Raw genomic sequence first — 18,379 nt, 5'->3', positions numbered from 1 at the left:
CCTTGATTGATTGTAACTTTAAAGAAATGATCGATTATGCGAAAGATAATTTGGGGCTTTATTGCTTTTTTCTGGACCGGCAATCTGTTTGCTTATAACTATTCCGAACACAAGGATATTGGCGATGTCGCTTTCTCCCGCTTGTTGGCAGATGTTTCGAACCAACGAAATACGGCGCTGTTTTTCCAATTTTTAAATATACAGGAAGACGAAGAAGCAGTCTGGTATTTCACCGATTTGTCGGTCAAAGGAGGCCAGCAAATTTCGTATGGTGTGTTAAACGGCCTGAGTGGTGACCATTGCTCCAATCCCTTATTGCTGGAAAAGCAACTGAGGCTAAAGAATTCGGTCATGCAACAGATTTTGTTGTTGCACAACCAGTACATGGATATGGGCTACACCTCCGCCCCCGACGGAAAGCTGACGCACACCGACTTTGCCTATGCGCTGCAGGCAGCCGTCAACTTAGGGCACTTTTACGAATACGATAAAACCTTCCAGCAGCAATTGCGGCATTTCAACAAGGAGTTTATCCGACAGTGTCAAAATCCGTCATTAGTGCGGTCGATCTTTAAAGAATTGAATGGAACCAACGCCATTAATATGTATGTATCTTTGCATGCGGTTGCCATTGATTTGGCAGAGCAAAGCGGCCGGTTAGCCAAAACCAATCCGGAAGAAGCGAAGGTTCTGCTGTTTTATGCATTTCTGTTCAATGGCTTTGCCGACCATTTTCTGGAAGATTGCTTCGCGGCAGGCCACCTCGTGGTGCGGCGTACCTCATTTGCCTCCATTACCAACAACAAGGCTTTGCACGATTTTTATAATGACGAAGGTTGCACGGTTGTTAACCGCGAGGCCGATATCTGGCGTGCTTATGGCGATAAAGCGTTCAATCACACGCACGATGCCTGGGAAAAGGACACCAGTTTATTGGCGATCAAACACCAGGAATATACTGATGAGGCCGACCGTATTATCAAGGCAGTGCACCTGTCGCTGTCGGATGTTTGGAATGCCTTTGAGCAAAGTTATTCGAATGAAAATCACATTCCTTTTTACAATCTTATTCCCGATGACAAAAAGCTTCAGCCGGATTTCCTGATTGCGGCTACTCCTGCATTGAAGTTGGTCCCGATTCCCTTTAATTCGGATTTGAATACCTTGTTTCCCGACAGTATTACCATTACCGATAGCATGCAGAAAGCCGGACAAACGCCGTATTACCGCAATTTTGTACGCAGTCGCATTGCCAATTCTTTTATCATCGGTTTCAACGGGCCTGCTTTTCATGGACGATACTACGAAGGGGTGGATTTCAGGGTGAATTTTGGTAATCCGGTGAGTATTTACACGCATAATGAGCGTGGCGGTAAAAGAGGAACCGTTGATTACTGGATGGGCTACACGCTGGCTTATAGCCTGGGGGATATAAAAGCATATAAAGACGACACTTTTTCGCCCTATTTTGCACAACAGGTGAAGGCGGGGCTTCGTAATAACCTCGATATTTGGGTAGGCGAAAAACGATTTTTGGGCTTGTCGAACTATACCGAAGCCGGTGTTCAATTTGTAGACGGGGCAACTGAATTTGTTTTTACGCCTTCAATTGGCGTTCAGTTTGGATCGCTGCTAAACATCAATTATTATAACTTGCCCACCTGGTTGCGGATTCCGCTGGAATATATTGTTCCCCTGAAACTGAAGTACGGAGTCGTCCTGTCTTCTCACTCTCCAACGGCTTATTTCAACGGTTTAGATATTGATATTGTATTTTAAGTGGGTAGGAAATTTGAAATGGAAACGACAATGAATAAAGAACAGTCGATAAAAGAACTAAAAACCATCCCCGGTGTCGGGAAATCAATTGCTGATGATCTTTGGAATATTGGGATTTTGAAGGTCGCGGATTTGGTGGGCAAAGATCCCGAAGTGCTTTATGATTTATCGAACCGCTATGCGGGTGTAGTTCAGGATCGCTGTCTGCTTTATGTCTTCCGTTGTGCCGTTTATTTTGCCGAAACACCAGGAAATGAGCAAGAGCCTGAAAAACTGAAATGGTGGTATTGGAAAGACCCAAGATGAGGCTTAGTTTTGATGGATGATTCACGAAACGAATGGAAATAAGATCCGATATGAAAAATATACTCTTACTACTAGCCGAGGGATTTGAAGTTTTTGAAGCCAGTGTGTTTATCGACGTGATGGGGTGGAACCTGGAAGAAGGTGACGGCACCACAAAATTGTATACGGGCGCTTTGCGAAAAGAGATTAAAAGTTCCTTTAGTCAGCGCTTTGGCGTCGATTATGTGATTGATGAAATTGATGTCTGCCAATTCGATGCGCTGGCTGTGCCCGGCGGATTTGAGGTTTACGGTTTTTACAACGATGCTTACGACGAGCGGTTTCTGGATTTGATCCGAAAGTTTGAGGCCGAGAATAAAATCATTGCCTCGATATGTGTTGGGGCGTTGCCTCTGGGTAAAAGTGGTGTGCTGGCTGGCAAAAAAGGAACGACCTACAACAACCCTGTTCGCAGGGAAGCTTTGAGCAGCTTTGGCGTCAATGTTCTTCATCAACCTATCGTCATGGACGATCAGCTGATCACTTCCTGGAATCCGTCGACAGCGATGAATGTTGCGTTGCTCTTACTCGAAAATCTGACCACCAGAGAAAATGCCGATTACGTGCGGCAGTTGATGGGATTTTAGTGTTGAAATAAATGGTGAAAATTACTCCGAAATAAATAGAAAGATGACCCTTGAAGATTTAGGATACACCAGCGACTTGGAGCATTACCGAACCGAACATGGTTTGGGTACTTTCACCATTGGACGGGTAATTGCCGAGCACAAGGAGCGCTATGTAGTGAAGACAGCTGAGACCGAATACGACGCTGAAATACTCGGTAATTTGCGCTTTTCGGCTCAAAGCCGGGCCGATTTTCCGGCTGTTGGCGATTGGGTGGCTGTATCGGAGTACGACGACGACAAAGCACTGATTCATGCTGTTTTGCCGCGAAAGTCGGTGATCGAGCGGCAGGCAGTCGGTAAAAAAGGGGAGAAGCAAATTATTGCAACCAATATTGACAAAGCTTTTATTGTGCTGGCTGTCGACCGTGATTTCAGCATTAATCGGATTGAACGTTATCTGGCGATTTGCCACAACTCAAATGTTGAGCCGATCGTCATCCTGGGCAAAATTGATTTGATTGAGGCCGCAGCTTCGGTAGAATTATTGGAAAGCGTTCGGAAAAGAGTTAAAGACGTTCCAATTTTAACAATCAGCAATGAATCGAAACAGGGGATTGATGAATTAAAGCAGATGCTGGACCAAGGGAAGACCTATTGTTTGTTGGGCTCTTCTGGCGTTGGAAAGTCCACACTTTTAAACACGTTGCTTGGTCAGCAACTGATGCAAACCGACGTGATCAGCGAGCATACGAACCGCGGGAAACACGTGACTACTCACCGCGAGTTAAAGGTTCTCGAAAGCGGCGGAATTATCATAGATAATCCGGGAATGCGCGAGGTGGGCATGGCGGATTCGGTTGGCGGAATTGAATTAACATTCGGAACAATTCTGGAGCTTTCCGAAGAATGCCGTTTTAAGGACTGCTCGCACACCACGGAGACCGGTTGTGCGGTATTGGCGGCTTTGGAAACTGGAGCGATTGATCAGGCTTCGTATGAAAATTACCTGAGAATGACGCGGGAACAGCAGCACTTTGAATCGACGGTGGCCGAAAAACGCAAAAAGGATAAGGATTTCGGGAAGCTGATGAAAAACTACAAAAAGGGGAATTATAAGAAGTAATAAAACCACGGTTTGGACAGAAACTGACGGAGGCAAAACAGAATTGTAGCGGTTTGTATTCTATAAGAAAACAAAACAAGATGAAAACATTCCAGACATCACGCGAGATTTCAGCGTCACCAGGGCAGGTCTTCGATGCGATAAGCGAACCTGATCGATTGGCTCGCTGGTGGGGGCCAGACGGCTTTTCGAACACGTTTAAGTTGTTTGAGTTTGAAGCCGGAGGACGGTGGTCGTTTATCATGCACGGGCCTGATGGAACTGACTATGCCAACGAATCCGAGTTTGTTGAAATTATTGGCAATGAAAAGGTGGTTATCCGGCACCTTTCGCAGCCACATTTCACTTTAACTATCCAACTAATCGATTCGAAGACAGGGACAGTCGTTGACTGGAATCAGGAGTTTGACAGCGAAGAGGTTGCCAATATTGTGGCGCCAGTTGTTATTCCTTCCAACGAGCAAAACCTGGATCGGCTAACAAAGGAAGTTTGTGGTAGTTAAAAAGCTCAGTTTAGCTCGTGCGTATTCCTAATTGATTGAATATTGAATTTCTACTGAAAAGCACTAACAAATAACACAATATTCAGAGCTGTAACGATTGCGCCCAGGGCATAAAGCATCCATTTTGATTTTATGGAGTTTTTATATTTCCCCATCACCTTTTCGGATGAGGTGAGATAAACCTGTGCAAAAATCGTCAACGGGAGCTGGATGCTCAAAACCATTTGTGAAATCAACAATCCCTGGAAAGGATTGGAAATAAAGAAAATGATGATGAGTGCCAATACCAGTGAGAGGATCACACCAAGTTTGGAGTGACTGTCCTTTATATCGTAGGGTTCCTTGTAAATTCCTGCAAAAATACTTCCTGCCGACATGCCTGAAGTAATGGTTGACGAGATGCCGGCAAACAGTAGCGCTACGGCAAACACGTTGGAGGCATGACTACCCAAAAGTGGCCCTAAGAGATGATTGGCTTGCTCCAGTTCATCAACCGGGGTTTTCGTTTTAAAAAAGGTTACAGCAGCCAGCAAAATCATGGCGCTGTTGATGGCCCAGCCAATAATCATACTGAACAGCGTATCGAAGAACTCGTACTTCAGTTGTTTTTTGATCACGGCATCGTCGGCCAGGTTCCATTGGCGGCTTTGAATGATTTCGGAATGCAGAAACAGGTTATGCGGCATCACAACAGCTCCAAGCACGCTCATGATCACCAGGATCGAATTCTCGGGGAAGGAGGGTGTTACCCAGCCTTTTACGGCTTGTCCCCATGCCACGTCAACCAGCGAAAGCTCGTACAGAAATGAAAGCCCGATGACAGAAACGAAGGCGATGATCCATTTTTCGATTACCCGGTAGTTTTTGGAAAACAACATGATGATGACAAAAACCGTGACAAGTACCGATCCGATTACGATAGGGATATCAAATAGCATTTTCAAGGCGATGGCTCCCCCAAGAATTTCAGCCAGCGAGGTTGAAACTGAAGCCATCATGGCCGAGATCAGCAATCCGCGCGAATAAAGCGGTTTTAAATGCTCGGTGGCAGCCTCTGAGAGACAAAGACCGGTTACGATTCCCAGGTGGGCAACATTGTGCTGAAGCACGATGAGCATAATCGTGGAGAGCGTGACCATCCACAACAGGGAGTATCCGAACTGGGCGCCCGCAGCCAGGTTCGAAGCCCAGTTTCCCGGGTCGATAAAGCCAACGGTGACCAGCAGTCCCGGACCAATAAATTTGAAGATTTCAGCCGCGCCAAGTCTGGGCTGATGGTTCTTGGTGTCGAATTTAAAGATACCCCACATAAGTTCAATTTGGTAAACAAAAATAAGCTTCGAATGAGTTATTCTGTTACTGTGCCATCTTTGTTTGCAGGTGATTTAACATTTCTTTCAAGCTTTTGGGGAGAAACGCACCTGAGTAAGAAATTAAATGCAACGTAAAATCGAAAGATCCAATGGGAAACTGCTTTAGTGCAGAATGATCGAAAGGTTACATGCAGGGAAGAGCTAAATCCCCTGTATTTTCAGGCAATACAGAATTATGTTCCTTAGTCGCGATTTATAAACCGGTTACATATTGGTTGAAATTTACTATAAACAGCCGATTGTTAACAAAATAGATAAAGCACAAATGTTTAGTTTGTAAAATATTTAGTTTATTGTTTGCGTTCAATAGAAGGAGTGGGACTCCAGGGGGAATAAGAGAAAAATAAAAGCAAACGCGCATGAATACAATTTATAATGGTATTCGGGCTGTTCTGGGTTTGGGGAAACCGCAGAGCGATTGCAGCCGGAAGTATGAGCTCGATAATCTGAAATGGGAAATATCGATCCCTGAAAATTTTCAAGAAGTAACAGCGGAACAGTGGTCATCGATAACTGAGAAGGGTGAACAGGCCATTGAGAAAAGCTCGGCTGAGCCGATTGGCAGTCGCCCCGAGATTTTGTTTGTTTACAAAGCCGACGATGCGAATTTCCTCGAAGCGAGCTGGCGACCGTACGATGTCGTGCTGGAAGGCAATTACAAAGATGCTTGTGCCCGGGAATGTCAAACGCTGTTGCAAGCTTTTAAAACTGAATTACCGCAAGCTAGGGTTGAATCGGCAGCGACTGAGGTAATGGTGTCCGGATTAGATTTTCAACTCTTCAACCTGAGTGCAATTTATCCGAATGGCATGACTGTCAACTCGCTCATGTATTACCGTTTATGTGGTGATTTCGAGCTACTCATCAACCTGATGTATGTGAATCCTGAATATGGCTGGCAAATGCTGCAAATGCTGAATGCTTCGGCTTTCGAGACAGTAGAAATGCTGGTATAGATCTGCAACCTGCTATGAAGGTGGGGATAACAACTGCATGGTTGTTATCCCTTTTTCATGTTAATGTGCGTGTGAATTTCTAGTTAGAACCCCGCCGCTTTGTCGTCGCCTCTGGGGTCAGCACCGCCTTCCAGCGATCCGTCGGGCAATAGCAAGACAGCGTCAACTTTCCCGATAATGGGGGAGTTGCTTTGATCGATGTTGTAGCCCAAGTCCCGCAATGGAGCAAATACCAGTGTGTCAAAACCCGGCTCGAAGCGAACATCGTCCGGCAGCCATTGGTGATGAAAACGAGGTTGTGAAACGGATTCCTGCATGCCCATATCGTAATCCAGTACGTTGAGAATGTTTTGGGCAACTGAAGTAATGATTGTCGATCCTCCCGGCGTTCCAACCACCATTTTCAGTTTTCCGCCTTGCTCTACAATTGTTGGCGTCATCGAACTCAACATGCGTTTCTCCGGGGCAATGGCATTCGCTTCGGCTCCAACCAGTCCAAACATATTCGGCGTTCCCGGTTTCGAGCTGAAATCGTCCATCTCGTTGTTCAGGAAGAAACCTGCTCCTGCCACGTAGACTTTCGATCCGTAGGCACCGTTCAACGTTGTGGTTACAGAAACCGCATTACCCATCGAATCGACGATGGAGTAGTGGGTTGTTTCGTTGCTTTCGTAAGCATTCAATTCACCATGAGAGATGTCCGTCGATCGGCTGGCTTTTTCCCAAGAGAAATCAGCCATGCGCTGGTTCAAATAAGCCGGGTCTATCAAACTGTCGGTAGGGATATCGACAAAATCCGGATCGCCCAAAAAATGTGCGCGATCAGCGTAAGCCCGTCTTTCAGCCTCGGTCAATAATTGAATATATTGAACCGAGTTTTGGCCGTATTGGCTGATGTTGAACGGCTCAATGCTTTTTAAAATCTGCGCCAGGCAAATACCTCCGCTGGATGGCGGTGGCATCGATATGATTTTGTTGCCGTTGTAGGTGAAGGTAATGGGTGTCCTCCATTTGGCTTCGTAAGCAGCCAAGTCGTCCATTGTTATAATTCCGCCTAACTGCTGCACGTAATCTACTAGCAATTGGGCGGTTTTTCCTTTATAGAATTCGTCTTTGCCATGGTCGCGGATGCGGGTCAATGTTTCGGCCAATTCCGGGTATCGAATGGTATCACCGGCAGTCCATTCTTTGTCGAGCAGAATGGTTCGCTTGTTGGCCTGGCTGAATAAATGCCGGTAATGGTTTAATCGATTGGCTTGTTTTTCGGTGACAACAACGCCGTTCGTCGCCAAGTCAATAGCCGGTTGAATGAGGTCTTTCATCGGCAGTGAGCCCAGCTTTTCGTGAACGGCAAACAGGCCGGCGATCGTTCCGGGAACGCCGATTGCCATCGCGCCTAAAGTACTTTTCCCGGGAATCACATTCCCTTGTTCATCCAGATACATGTCGTGTGATGCGGCAAAAGGCGCCTTTTCGCGATAGTCAATTGCCCCGCATTCACCATTGGCCAGCCGGTAAACCATGAAGCCTCCGCCACCGATGTTCCCGGCAAAGGGGAAGGAAACCAACAGCGACAAATCTGTTGCAACCATCGCATCGAAGGCATTGCCGCCTTTTTTCAGAATGGCCAGTCCAACTTCAGAAGCTTCTTCACGAGCCGACACAACCATAGCTGATTGTCCGATCAAACCACGCTCGGTTGTCTTTTCTTTATCTTGAGTACTTGGTTTACATTGAATGAGAATTGCTGCAATCAGCAAGAGAGGAATTATTTTGCTCATAAAAGGTGGTTTTCAGTTGTAGCGCTAAATGTATCCAACTTTTCAGAAGAAATGCCAAAGGGGGCTTTAATTCTGTGTGAAGTATGACCAAAACCGGATTTGCAGTAACAAAAAAAGCAATCCCGAAGGACTGCTTTTCAAAATTTATATCGGTTCGAAAAATTAAACTAGACCACTAAAACCCATAAAAGCCATTGCCAGGATACCGGCAACAATTAAGGCAATTGGGGTTCCTTTTAAACCTTTTGGTATTTCAATTAAATCCAGGTGTTCGCGGATACCGGCAAACAGCACCAAAGCCAAACCAAAGCCAATTGCGTTTGAAGCGGCAAAAACCACGCTCTCGATCAGGTTCAGGTCTTTCTGAATGGTCAGGATGGCAACCCCAAGGATCGCACAGTTGGTTGTAATCAGCGGCAGGAAAACACCCAATGCCTGGTATAACGACGGACTGACTTTTTTCAGAATAATTTCAACCAGCTGCACCAGCGATGCGATAATCAGGATGAATGAAATGGTTTGCAGGTAACCGATGTTGAAGGGATCCAAGACATTTTTCTGAATCAGGTAGGTTACAATGGTTGCCAAAACCAAAACGAAGGTTACAGCACCGGTCATCCCAACGGCTGTCGAAATACGTTTGGATACGCCCAAGAACGGACAAATTCCGAGGAACTGCGACAGTACAATGTTGTGTACAAATACAGCAGATATAATGATTAAGATATATTCCATTTGTCAGTCTCCTATGCTTTTCTGAGTTTATTGATAATGGCAATCAGGTAGCCCAGTGCGATGAACGCGCCTGGTGCCAAAACGAACAGCAGCATGCCGTAATCTTCGGGGTAAATTCTGATGCCGAACATCATGCCGCTACCCAGAAATTCGCGGATAGCTCCCAGCATGGTCAATGCCAGTGAGAACCCAAGTCCCATGCTGGCACCGTCGATTGCCGATGATACCACATTGTTTTTTGAGGCAAATGCTTCGGCACGTCCCAGTACGATACAGTTTACCACGATCAACGGGATGAACAGACCTAAGCTTTTGAATAAGGCTGGCAGGTAAGCCTGCATCAGCAACTCAACAACAGTTACGAAGGCTGCGATAATGACGATGAAGCTCGGGATCCTCACTTTGTCCGGAATCACGTTTTTCACCATCGAAACCGACATGTTTGCCATTACCAACACGAAGGTTGTTGCCAATCCCATCCCCAGTCCGTTGATGGCCGAAGAAGTTACCCCAAGCGTTGGGCACATCCCCAGCAGAAGAACAAAGATGGGGTTCTCTCTAAAAAATCCTTTTGTGAAGTTATTCATCTGATTCATGATTCACCTCCTTCTGTTACAGGTTCTGCTGTTGCTGCAGCAGTTTGCTCTGGTGTTGCCGAAGCGGGCGCTGCACTTTTAAATGTATCGTAAGCACGGCGAACAGCTTCCAGAAAAGCACGGGATGTAATGGTTGACGCGGTAATCGCATCCACATCGCCACCGTCTTTGCTTACATGCATATCCGTTGTGCCGGGGTTTTTACCAATAATGTTTTGCTTTGGCTTGGCTTCATTGCTAAACCAATCCTGTGCTTTCGATCCCAGCCCCGGTGTTTCTTTGGTTTCGAGTACCTGGTAGCCGGTAATGTCGCCTTCGGGTTTAAAACCGACCATAATTTCAATCAATCCGCTGAACCCGTTGTTCGTGTAACTTTTCACAGCTACGGCAACAAGTTGGTTCGATCCGTCATAGGCCGGGAAAAAGGTTAAACTGTCGGAAGCATCAGCAGGAAGCGCTTTCCAGCTTGCTCCCAGGTGATCGAATTCAGGCAGAATTGCTTTGATCGCATCATTCTGCGCTTTCAATTTCGATGCTTCAATAGCATCTTTGGTGAGGCTGTGCACAAAACCCAGAACGGTGGCCGAAATCAATGAAACCGTCAGCAGGGTCAGCACCATATTTTTAAAACTTGATTGAATAGCCATTACTTTTTCCCTCCAAAACGTTTTGGTTTCACGTAGGCGTTAATCAACGGGGTGAAGCCGTTCATAATCAGGATCGCGAATGAGATTCCTTCCGGATAAGCACCGAAGTTACGGATGAGCACCGTGATAACACCGATTCCAATACCGAAGATCAGCTGGCCTTTATGGGTCATTGGCGAGGTGACCATGTCGGTTGCCATGAAGATTGCTCCAAGCATCGCACCACCGGTCAATAGGTGGAACACAGGTTCAATAAATTTATCCGGGTTTGCCAGGAACAAGACGCCCTGGAAAACGAAAATGGTTCCCAAAACGAAAACGGGAATATGCCAGCTAATCACTTTTTTCCACAACATGTAGGCGAAACCAAGTAACAGCAACATCGCTGAAATTTCACCCATCGAACCGGCCATGTTACCATAAAGCAGGTCGATGCTGGAAGGAAGATTGTGCATCAGGTCGGCAACAGGCTGACCATTTTTAACGCCTTCTTTCAGGATTGCCAGCGGCGTAGCGGTCGTTACCGCGTCGGTTTGTGCATGAATGCCAATTGGCCAGCTGGTCATTTGAACCGGGAACGAAATTAGCAGGAACACGCGGCCAACCAATGCCGGGTTGAACGGGTTATTTCCCAGTCCGCCGAACGACAGTTTGCCGACACCAACAGCCACCAGCGCTCCAATAATAATAATCCAGCTGGGGATGGATGCGGGTACGTTAAATGCTAATAAAATACCGGTCAGCGCGGCTGATCCATCGGTTATTTTCGGCTCTTCCTTCATCAGGAAGCGCTGGATCAGGTATTCGAATCCCATGCAGGCAACAACGGCTAACAAAGTTACCCGAACCGCATCGAGACCAAACATGAATACCGACCAGACCAAAGCCGGAACCAGGGCCAGAATAACCCGGTACATGATCTTATTCACCGAGTCGCTGGTATGGACGTGCGGTGAAGGTGATATGGTAAGCAGTTTACTCATCTTTATTTATTCTGAATGATTTCGTTGATTTTTGTTTTGAGGTTTATTTTTTTCTGCTGCGGATGATTTGTCCGACTTTTCCTTTGCCTAAACGGATGTAGTCGAGCAACGGACGATCGGCGGGGCAGGTGAAGCTGCACGATCCGCATTCAATACAATCCATGATGCAGTCTTTTTCGGCTCTTTCCCAAATTTGTTTTTCGGAAACCGTCATCAGCAGGAATGGCTCCAGTCCCATTGGGCAAACGGTGACACAGCGACCGCAACGAATACAGTTTTGGCTGGTTTTGCGTTTGGCATCCGGATCGGGCATAATCAGGATTCCTGATGTTCCTTTGGTAACCGGAATATCCAATGATGCAACCGCTTTTCCCATCATCGGGCCACCGCTGATAATTTTACCGGTATCTTCAGGAAGACCGCCTGCTGCTTCAACCAACTCGTTGGCGGGAGTACCGATGCGAACCAGAAAGTTCGATGGTTTTGACAGGGATTTACCGGTAACGGTGACAACACGCTCGATGAGCGGCTTATTTTTTTGAACGGCTTCGTAAACAGCAAACGCAGTACCGACGTTGCTCACCACTGCTCCAACAGCGATTGGCAATGCTCCCGATGGAACTTCGCGACCGGTTACCGCTTTAATCAGCTGCTTTTCGCCTCCTTGCGGATATTTCACTTTCAACGGAACAACCTCAATCGATGCATCTGAAGCACAAAGTTTTTTCAGGCTTTCAATGGCGTCTTTCTTGTTGTTCTCGATGCCGATGTAGGCTTTATTGACACTCAATGCACACATCAGCAAACGGATTCCCACCAACAGTTCCGGACCTTTTTCAAGCATCAGGCGGTGGTCGGCAGTCAGGTAAGGCTCACATTCCACACCATTAATGATCAGCATTTCTGCTTTTGATCCCGGAGGTGGCATCAATTTGACGTGGGTAGGGAAGGTCGCACCTCCCAATCCTACGATACCTGCTTCATTAATTTTGTCGATGATTGTTTTGCTGTCAGCTTCAAATCTTTCGACCAGCGTTTCATCGGTAACGATACACTCTTCCCATTCATCACCGGCAACTTCAATGAAAATACCTTGTTTCGGATATCCGGAAGCATCGGTTGCTAAATCAACCTTTGTAACGGTTCCGGAAACAGATGAGTGGATGTTGGCAGAAACAAAACCGCCCGCTTTGGCGATCACTTGTCCAACTTTAACTTGATCTCCTTTTTTAACCAGCGCCTGCGCCGGTGCTCCAATATGTTGGGCTACGGGGATAAAAACACTTTTGGGTAAAGCCAGCTTTTCGATGGCTTTATCGGCCGAAAACTTATTTTCAGCCGGGTGGACCCCGCCTAACTTAAACGTTTTTAACACGATTGGCCTCCTTATTTAGTTTCGTTGTTCTTGGTTTCACTTTCGGGGGCAGCATCTTCTGAAACTGCCGGTTTTTCTGCCTTAGGTGCTGCAGGCTTGGCAGCTGGTTTGGGAGGCAGATCTTCGGTTTTTGGCTTGCGCGGCGGGAAGTTGAGTTCGACAATCGCATTTGTCGGACATTCCACAACGCATTTGCGGCAAAGTTTACATTTGTCGGAGTCGATGTAAGCCAGGTTATTACTCATGGTGATCGCATCGAACGGGCAAACTTTCGCACATTTGCTACAGCCGATACAGGCAACCGAGCAGGATTTTTTGGCCACGCCACCTTTTTCTTCATTGCGGCAGGAAACGTAGATCTTACGATCTTTCGGTCCTTTTTTACGCAATTCAATCAGGCTTTTCGGACAGGCATCCACACAGGCGCCGCAAGCCACACATTTGTCGTCGATCACTTCCGGTAAACCGGTTTCCGGGTTCATGCGGATGGCGTCGAATTCGCAGGCAGTAACACAGTCGCCATGGCTCAAACAGCCGTACTGACAGCCGGTATCGCCACTATAGAGCGAAGCCGCAACCGCGCAGGAAGAAGCGCCGTCGAACTGGTTTGTTTTCGGACGATGCTCACAGCTTCCGCTACAACGTACAACCGCAACTTTAGGTGTTTGTGCAACGGCTTCCATGCCTAAAATGTCGGCAACACCGGTCATGCAATCGTTACCGCCAACAGGGCAAAAAAGACCCGAGAGGTCTGAAGCTTTCACACAAGCTTCGGCAAAAGCGCGGCATCCGGCAAAACCACAACCGCCGCAGTTTGCACCGGGCAGGGATTTTTCTACATCGTCGATCCGTGGATCTTCATATACTTTAAATTTTTGAGCAACAAAGTACAGAATCACTGCCGCCAATGTTCCGATTGCACTCAAACTAATAATCGTATAAACAATTGTCATGTTCATGGGTACATTTATAAAGGCTTGATTTCAAATTCAAAAGATTTTTTCATTTTATTTCTGAACAGGTACAGAAACAGGTAATAGGGCACTAAAACAGCAATTGCTGACAGGCCACTTATTCCCTCGGAAAGGCCAATTGAGGTTGAAACAATAAGAATGGTTAGGACAAGTAAAAAAGGAAGTAAATATCCCCAGAAAAGTGCTTTAAAACCTTGCTCCGTTTTACCGATAATGGAGACGTGTTGTCCGACGGAATATTCGCCATCGAAATGATGAATTTCCACTTCTTTATCTTTCATATCGGCAGCGGTACAGGCTCCTTTCGCATGGCAGGATGCGCATGCTGATTCATTGATAATGCTGACAATCAACCCCTTTTCTGAAAGCTTTTTTACAATTCCCGTGTGTGTAATTTCACCTGACATCCTTCAATAACTTAATAACCCCTAAAGCTTTTCGCTGCAAAACTATACCTATTTGTATAACTTGCTTATGTTGTAAAATTATTTTTAAAACTTCTGTTCTTATTTATATTCTTTATAAATAATAGAGAATATTTATTGCAATTTTACAACTGACAATCAGGTTGATACAAGCTTTTGTGACAAAAATCATTGTTTTGCAAATGTGCTTGTACAATCGATTGCACGGCAAATGTAATTACTTTATTTTGAAATCAAAATTTTCCCCGGATTTTAGGTTTAGGAGATGATACTCCAGTCGAATTCGGTGTTCTTCATTCGCTGTAAATGATAAACCAGGAGCTGGTTTTCATGGCTTTGCAGATGCGGGTCGTTATCGAGTATGTTAGCGGCAGTGTCCCGCGCAATGCGTAATATTTCGCCGTCTTTACCCAAATTGGCAATGTTCAGGTTGAAACCAAGACCGCTTTGCTGCGTTCCCTCCAGATCGCCGGGGCCACGCAGTTGCAGATCGACTTCTGCTATTTCGAAACCATCATTTGTGCGAACCATGGTCTCGAGTCGTTTGCGGCTTTCATTGCTTATTTTGTATGACGACATGAGCAGACAATAGGATTGTTCGGCACCACGGCCAACCCGCCCGCGCAGCTGATGAAGTTGCGAGAGTCCGAACCGCTCAGCACTTTCGATCACCATTATTGAAGCATTGGGTACATCCACACCCACTTCAATTACGGTTGTTGCAACCATGATCTGTGTTTTGCCTTCTTTAAAGAGGTTCATTTCCGCATCCTTTTCTGCCGGTTTCAGCTTTCCGTGAACCATGCTAAGTTTATAACGCGGGAAGACTTTTTGAAGCAACTCGTAGCCGTTCTCCAGGTTTTTCAGATCCAGCTTTTCCGATTCGCTAATCAACGGATAAACGATGTATGCCTGGCGTCCTTTATCAACCTGATCGCGAATAAACTTGTAAACTTGTTCGCGTCGATTTTCAAGGTAGTGGCGAGTTTCAATTGGTTTTCTGCCCGGAGGCAGCTCGTCGATCACCGACACATCCAAATCGCCGTACAGTGTCATGGCCAGGGTGCGCGGAATTGGAGTGGCGGTCATCACCAAAACATGTGGCGGAATACCGGCATTTTTCTTCCACAACTTGGCCCGCTGTGCAACTCCGAAGCGGTGTTGTTCGTCAACAATGACCAGACCAAGTTTTATGAAATTTACGGTGTCTTCAATCAGGGCATGGGTGCCGATTAAAAATTGAATTTCGCCGCTTTCAATCCCCGCATAGATTCGTTCACGCTCCTTTTTCCGTGTCGAGCCAGTCAGCAGGGCAACCTGAATGCTAATGCCATTCAACATCCGGCTAATTGTGTTGTAGTGTTGTGTTGCCAGAATCTCTGTTGGCGCCATCAAACTGGCCTGGTAGCCATTGTCGAAGGCGATGAGCGCGACCATCAGGGCAACCAGCGTTTTGCCGCTGCCTACATCGCCCTGAACCAAGCGGTTCATTTGCCGGGCGCTCCCCAAGTCTTTCCGGATCTCGCGAATGACCTTCTTTTGGGCATTGGTCAGCTCAAACGGAAGGTTGTTTTGAAAGAAGGTGTTGAAATTGTAGCCCACATGCTCGAATACGAAGCCTTTGAAAACTTCCTCGCGGCGGTGCTTCAGGCTGAGTATTTTCAGCTGTATATAAAAGAGTTCTTCAAATTTTAGGCGGAAGGTCGCTTTTTGTAGCAGTTGCGTATTCTCCGGAAAGTGTATTTGCCGAAGTGCATCTTTCAGCGACATCAACCTCAGTGGCTCACGAACCGAAGGGGGGAGTGTTTCGTAAATTTTCCCTTCAATTGCCAAAGCCAGGTTATATTGAATTTTATTGATGGCCCGGGTATTCAGGAAACGTTTCTTCAACGTTTCAGAGGTATTGTAAAAACCCTGTAAAACACCGGTTGTTACCTGCTGAGCACTGGCCGTTTCGATTTCAGGATGAATAATATTTACACGCCCGTTAAAGACAGATGGCTTCCCAAAAACAACGTATTCCTGTCGGGGTTTCAGGTTCTCGCGGATGTATTTTATTCCGGCGAACCAGATCAAATCCATGCTTCCGGTTGAATCGTGAAAGGAGGCCAGCAAACGCTGTTTGCGGCCTTCGCCGATTAGCTCAAAATTACCGAGCGTTCCTTTTACCTGAATGTACGCCTGGTTGGCATCAAGCTCTGCTATTTTATAAAACTTGGTGCGATCGATGTATTTATATGGGAAATAGTAGAGCAGATCGCGGAAACTGGCAATGTTCAGTTCCTTCTTCAGTAATTCTGCTCGTTGGGGGCCGACGCCTGCCAAAAACTTGATATCTTGATCCAAAAAATCGGGCATGTAGCAAAGATAAAAATTAACCTGTTTCCGCTTCGACCTTCAAGTAAAATATCCGTAGATTTTACTTGTTTAAATATTTTTAGAATTAAATTACTACTTGGTGCAATCTGAAATTGCGCGCATATGATTATATTTACTTGGATTTTGAGATGGCCCGATTTGTGCGGAGAAACAACTAAAACCATGAAACATTTTAATTTATGAAAGAAGTCATTCGCCTAAAGGAGATCGTTAAAAATTATAAAGTAGGAACGCAAATTGTTAGGGCACTGCGCTCGGTCAACCTGGTTATCCATGAGGGTGAGTATGTTGCAATCATGGGAGCTTCCGGATCCGGTAAGTCGACCATGATGAACGTAATTGGCTGTTTGGATACACCAACAGCGGGCAACTATGTTCTGAACGGCAAAGATGTAAGTGACTTGTCGGATGATGAGTTGGCTGAGATCCGAAATTCAGAGATCGGTTTCATTTTCCAGACCTTTAACCTGATGCCACGGAATACGGCACTCGAGAACGTGATGTTACCACTGGTTTATGCCGGAGTTAGAAAGCAGGAGCGGGTTGAGCGTGCTGAAAAAATTCTGGTCAACGTCGGCCTGGAGGAACGGATGGAACACAAACCCAATGAGCTTTCCGGAGGTCAGCGACAACGGGTTGCTGTTGCCCGGGCTCTGGTTAACCGGCCGGCAATTTTGTTGGCTGACGAGCCCACCGGAAACCTGGACTCAACAACTTCGGAAGAAATTATGCAGTTGTTCTCCGAAATCCATAAACAAGGAAATACTTTGGTTGTTGTAACGCACGAAGAAGACATCGCACGCCACGCACACCGGATCATCCGGTTGAAAGACGGGCAAGTTGAATCGGATATTGTCAATCCAAATCCGGTTTATTGAATCAATTAAATCAACGATCGGCCAATGCCGGTTAGGAATGAAAGTTTTTTGAGATGGCAAAAGAAGTACAAATTTATACCAAGACCGGCGACGACGGAACTACCGGTTTGATCGGCGGTACCCGCGTAAAGAAATACGATATCCGTTTGGAAGCGTACGGAACAGTTGATGAATTGAACAGTCATGTTGGGCTGGTTTTATCCGCCACGAACGATCAGAACGTACGTGAAGTGCTGACCAATGTTCAATCAAAACTATTTGTGATCGGAGCTCACCTGGCAATGGACGACAATGCAGGGGCGTTGAAAGCGCAGTTACCGTGTACGGAGAAGGACATTGAGCTGCTGGAGCAGGAAATGGATCAAATGTTCGAAATTCTTCCGAAGTTGAATCACTTCATCTTGCCGACAGGTTGCCAGGCCGCTGCATTTGCACATGTTGCCCGCACTGTATGCCGCCGGGCCGAAAGACGAATCGTTGAGTTGGCTGACCAGGTTGATCTTGATCAGAATCTGGTGAAGTACATAAATCGCCTTTCAGACTACCTTTTCGTACTAAGCCGGAAGTTGAATTTTGATCAAAAAGTGACTGAAACTCCTTGGATTTCAGATAAAAGCTAAGAAATATTTTTTTTGTTGTACATGTTCTATTTTTTTCTATATTCGCAAAATCAATAAAAATAAAACTAAAAATACCGCTCTAATATGTACTGGACACTAGAACTAGCATCAAAATTGGAAGATGCGCCATGGCCTGCCTCTAAAGATGAGTTGATTGACTATGCAATTCGTTCAGGGGCTCCTCTTGAAGTAATTGAAAACTTACAAGAGATTGAAGAAGAAGGAGAAGTTTTTGAAAGTATCGAAGACATTTGGCCGGATTATCCGAGCAAAGACGACTTCTTCTTTAACGAAGATGAGTATTAATCGAGATTAACATATCTTCAACTGAATAGCAG

19 protein-coding genes are annotated in these 18,379 nt (G+C 46.0%); 9 read left to right on the top strand and 10 right to left on the bottom strand.

The window, feature by feature from the left end; genetic code table 11:
- Nucleotides 1–36: 36 nt before the first annotated feature.
- The 5 genes from BC643_RS02515 (at nucleotide 37) to BC643_RS02495 (ending at nucleotide 4,319) form a co-directional block, all read left to right on the top strand.
- Nucleotides 37–1,779 (top strand): hypothetical protein, encoded by a 1,743-nt coding sequence (locus tag BC643_RS02515; RefSeq protein ID WP_120271594.1) that lies wholly within the window; start codon nucleotides 37–39, stop codon nucleotides 1,777–1,779.
- A gap of 30 nt (nucleotides 1,780–1,809) precedes the next feature.
- Complete coding sequence (locus BC643_RS02510) at nucleotides 1,810–2,085, top strand: helix-hairpin-helix domain-containing protein (RefSeq protein ID WP_120274110.1); 276 nt, start codon at nucleotides 1,810–1,812, stop codon at nucleotides 2,083–2,085.
- A gap of 50 nt (nucleotides 2,086–2,135) precedes the next feature.
- Nucleotides 2,136–2,711, top strand: a complete 576-nt coding sequence (locus tag BC643_RS02505) for a DJ-1/PfpI family protein (RefSeq protein WP_120274109.1) — start codon at nucleotides 2,136–2,138, stop codon at nucleotides 2,709–2,711.
- 43 nt (nucleotides 2,712–2,754) lie between these two features.
- Nucleotides 2,755–3,816 carry a ribosome small subunit-dependent GTPase A gene (gene rsgA, locus BC643_RS02500; protein WP_120271593.1) on the top strand — a complete coding sequence of 354 codons (1,062 nt, stop codon included), beginning with the start codon at nucleotides 2,755–2,757 and terminating at the stop codon, nucleotides 3,814–3,816.
- A gap of 80 nt (nucleotides 3,817–3,896) precedes the next feature.
- Nucleotides 3,897–4,319, top strand: a complete 423-nt coding sequence (locus BC643_RS02495) for an SRPBCC family protein (protein WP_120271592.1) — start codon at nucleotides 3,897–3,899, stop codon at nucleotides 4,317–4,319.
- A 50-nt stretch (nucleotides 4,320–4,369) separates the two neighbouring features.
- On the opposite strand, the gene BC643_RS02490 is transcribed toward BC643_RS02495, so the two are convergent.
- Nucleotides 4,370–5,629, bottom strand: coding sequence for an Nramp family divalent metal transporter (locus BC643_RS02490; RefSeq protein WP_120271591.1), 1,260 nt, complete (start codon nucleotides 5,627–5,629; stop codon nucleotides 4,370–4,372).
- Nucleotides 5,630–6,051: 422 nt separating this feature from the next.
- Here BC643_RS02490 and BC643_RS02485 point away from each other — a divergent pair, with 422 nt between their 5' ends.
- Nucleotides 6,052–6,648: a hypothetical protein gene (locus tag BC643_RS02485; protein WP_120271590.1), complete on the top strand. Its 597-nt coding sequence runs from the start codon at nucleotides 6,052–6,054 to the stop codon at nucleotides 6,646–6,648.
- An 83-nt stretch (nucleotides 6,649–6,731) separates the two neighbouring features.
- On the opposite strand, the gene ggt is transcribed toward BC643_RS02485, so the two are convergent.
- The 9 genes from ggt to recG all read right to left on the bottom strand — a co-directional run bounded on the left by ggt (nucleotide 6,732) and on the right by recG (nucleotide 16,522).
- Entirely contained in the window at nucleotides 6,732–8,429 is a 1,698-nt protein-coding gene (gene ggt / locus BC643_RS02480; protein WP_120271589.1) for a gamma-glutamyltransferase, read from the bottom strand.
- 162 nt (nucleotides 8,430–8,591) lie between these two features.
- Nucleotides 8,592–9,164: an electron transport complex subunit RsxA gene (gene rsxA, locus BC643_RS02475; RefSeq protein WP_120271588.1), complete on the bottom strand. Its 573-nt coding sequence runs from the start codon at nucleotides 9,162–9,164 to the stop codon at nucleotides 8,592–8,594.
- An 11-nt stretch (nucleotides 9,165–9,175) separates the two neighbouring features.
- Entirely contained in the window at nucleotides 9,176–9,751 is a 576-nt protein-coding gene (rsxE, locus tag BC643_RS02470; RefSeq protein WP_245994847.1) for an electron transport complex subunit RsxE, read from the bottom strand.
- Between the two features lie 5 nt (nucleotides 9,752–9,756).
- The gene (locus BC643_RS02465) at nucleotides 9,757–10,407 is read right to left on the bottom strand and encodes an RnfABCDGE type electron transport complex subunit G (protein ID WP_211337952.1); all 651 of its coding nucleotides are present in this window, start codon (nucleotides 10,405–10,407) and stop codon (nucleotides 9,757–9,759) included.
- A complete protein-coding gene (locus tag BC643_RS02460) occupies nucleotides 10,407–11,390 on the bottom strand; it encodes an RnfABCDGE type electron transport complex subunit D (protein ID WP_120271586.1) in 984 nt (327 codons plus the stop codon). Before BC643_RS02460 ends, BC643_RS02465 begins: the two co-directional genes overlap by 1 nt.
- Nucleotides 11,391–11,433: 43 nt before the next feature.
- Nucleotides 11,434–12,765 (bottom strand): electron transport complex subunit RsxC, encoded by a 1,332-nt coding sequence (rsxC, locus tag BC643_RS02455; protein ID WP_120271585.1) that lies wholly within the window; start codon nucleotides 12,763–12,765, stop codon nucleotides 11,434–11,436.
- An 11-nt stretch (nucleotides 12,766–12,776) separates the two neighbouring features.
- On the bottom strand, nucleotides 12,777–13,724 hold the full coding sequence (locus BC643_RS02450) for a Fe-S cluster domain-containing protein (protein WP_245994843.1): 948 nt from the start codon (nucleotides 13,722–13,724) through the stop codon (nucleotides 12,777–12,779).
- A gap of 8 nt (nucleotides 13,725–13,732) precedes the next feature.
- Nucleotides 13,733–14,146: a SoxR reducing system RseC family protein gene (locus BC643_RS02445; RefSeq protein ID WP_120271584.1), complete on the bottom strand. Its 414-nt coding sequence runs from the start codon at nucleotides 14,144–14,146 to the stop codon at nucleotides 13,733–13,735.
- Nucleotides 14,147–14,422: 276 nt separating this feature from the next.
- Entirely contained in the window at nucleotides 14,423–16,522 is a 2,100-nt protein-coding gene (gene recG, locus BC643_RS02440) for an ATP-dependent DNA helicase RecG (RefSeq protein WP_120271583.1), read from the bottom strand.
- Nucleotides 16,523–16,722: 200 nt separating this feature from the next.
- On the opposite strand from recG, the gene BC643_RS02435 reads away from it, so the two are divergent.
- The 3 genes from BC643_RS02435 (at nucleotide 16,723) to BC643_RS02425 (ending at nucleotide 18,347) form a co-directional block, all read left to right on the top strand.
- Nucleotides 16,723–17,421, top strand: coding sequence for an ABC transporter ATP-binding protein (locus tag BC643_RS02435; RefSeq protein WP_120271582.1), 699 nt, complete (start codon nucleotides 16,723–16,725; stop codon nucleotides 17,419–17,421).
- Nucleotides 17,422–17,474: 53 nt separating this feature from the next.
- A complete protein-coding gene (locus tag BC643_RS02430; protein WP_120271581.1) occupies nucleotides 17,475–18,041 on the top strand; it encodes a cob(I)yrinic acid a,c-diamide adenosyltransferase in 567 nt (188 codons plus the stop codon).
- A gap of 84 nt (nucleotides 18,042–18,125) precedes the next feature.
- Entirely contained in the window at nucleotides 18,126–18,347 is a 222-nt protein-coding gene (locus BC643_RS02425) for a DUF2795 domain-containing protein (protein WP_120271580.1), read from the top strand.
- The last annotated feature ends 32 nt before the right edge of the window (nucleotides 18,348–18,379 follow it).

The sequence above is a fragment of the Mangrovibacterium diazotrophicum genome, assembly GCF_003610535.1.
Classification (GTDB): domain Bacteria; phylum Bacteroidota; class Bacteroidia; order Bacteroidales; family Prolixibacteraceae; genus Mangrovibacterium; species Mangrovibacterium diazotrophicum.
The sequence above is the reverse complement of the archived record's forward strand: the minus strand, read 5'-3'. Positions and strand labels throughout refer to the sequence as shown.

What these genes read in the sequence shown, in the direction of transcription:
- BC643_RS02515 (WP_120271594.1), top strand. Translation starts at nt 37, where the DNA reads ATGCGAAAGATAATTTGGGGCTTTATTGCTTTTTTCTGGACCGGCAAT.
- BC643_RS02510 (WP_120274110.1), top strand. Translation starts at nt 1,810, where the DNA reads ATGAATAAAGAACAGTCGATAAAAGAACTAAAAACCATCCCCGGTGTC.
- BC643_RS02505 (WP_120274109.1), top strand. Translation starts at nt 2,136, where the DNA reads ATGAAAAATATACTCTTACTACTAGCCGAGGGATTTGAAGTTTTTGAA.
- rsgA (WP_120271593.1), top strand. Translation starts at nt 2,755, where the DNA reads ATGACCCTTGAAGATTTAGGATACACCAGCGACTTGGAGCATTACCGA.
- BC643_RS02495 (WP_120271592.1), top strand. Translation starts at nt 3,897, where the DNA reads ATGAAAACATTCCAGACATCACGCGAGATTTCAGCGTCACCAGGGCAG.
- BC643_RS02490 (WP_120271591.1), bottom strand. Translation starts at nt 5,629, where the DNA reads ATGTGGGGTATCTTTAAATTCGACACCAAGAACCATCAGCCCAGACTT.
- BC643_RS02485 (WP_120271590.1), top strand. Translation starts at nt 6,052, where the DNA reads ATGAATACAATTTATAATGGTATTCGGGCTGTTCTGGGTTTGGGGAAA.
- ggt (WP_120271589.1), bottom strand. Translation starts at nt 8,429, where the DNA reads ATGAGCAAAATAATTCCTCTCTTGCTGATTGCAGCAATTCTCATTCAA.
- rsxA (WP_120271588.1), bottom strand. Translation starts at nt 9,164, where the DNA reads ATGGAATATATCTTAATCATTATATCTGCTGTATTTGTACACAACATT.
- rsxE (WP_245994847.1), bottom strand. Translation starts at nt 9,751, where the DNA reads ATGAATAACTTCACAAAAGGATTTTTTAGAGAGAACCCCATCTTTGTT.
- BC643_RS02465 (WP_211337952.1), bottom strand. Translation starts at nt 10,407, where the DNA reads ATGGCTATTCAATCAAGTTTTAAAAATATGGTGCTGACCCTGCTGACG.
- BC643_RS02460 (WP_120271586.1), bottom strand. Translation starts at nt 11,390, where the DNA reads ATGAGTAAACTGCTTACCATATCACCTTCACCGCACGTCCATACCAGC.
- BC643_RS02450 (WP_245994843.1), bottom strand. Translation starts at nt 13,724, where the DNA reads ATGAACATGACAATTGTTTATACGATTATTAGTTTGAGTGCAATCGGA.
- BC643_RS02445 (WP_120271584.1), bottom strand. Translation starts at nt 14,146, where the DNA reads ATGTCAGGTGAAATTACACACACGGGAATTGTAAAAAAGCTTTCAGAA.
- recG (WP_120271583.1), bottom strand. Translation starts at nt 16,522, where the DNA reads ATGCCCGATTTTTTGGATCAAGATATCAAGTTTTTGGCAGGCGTCGGC.
- BC643_RS02435 (WP_120271582.1), top strand. Translation starts at nt 16,723, where the DNA reads ATGAAAGAAGTCATTCGCCTAAAGGAGATCGTTAAAAATTATAAAGTA.
- BC643_RS02430 (WP_120271581.1), top strand. Translation starts at nt 17,475, where the DNA reads ATGGCAAAAGAAGTACAAATTTATACCAAGACCGGCGACGACGGAACT.
- BC643_RS02425 (WP_120271580.1), top strand. Translation starts at nt 18,126, where the DNA reads ATGTACTGGACACTAGAACTAGCATCAAAATTGGAAGATGCGCCATGG.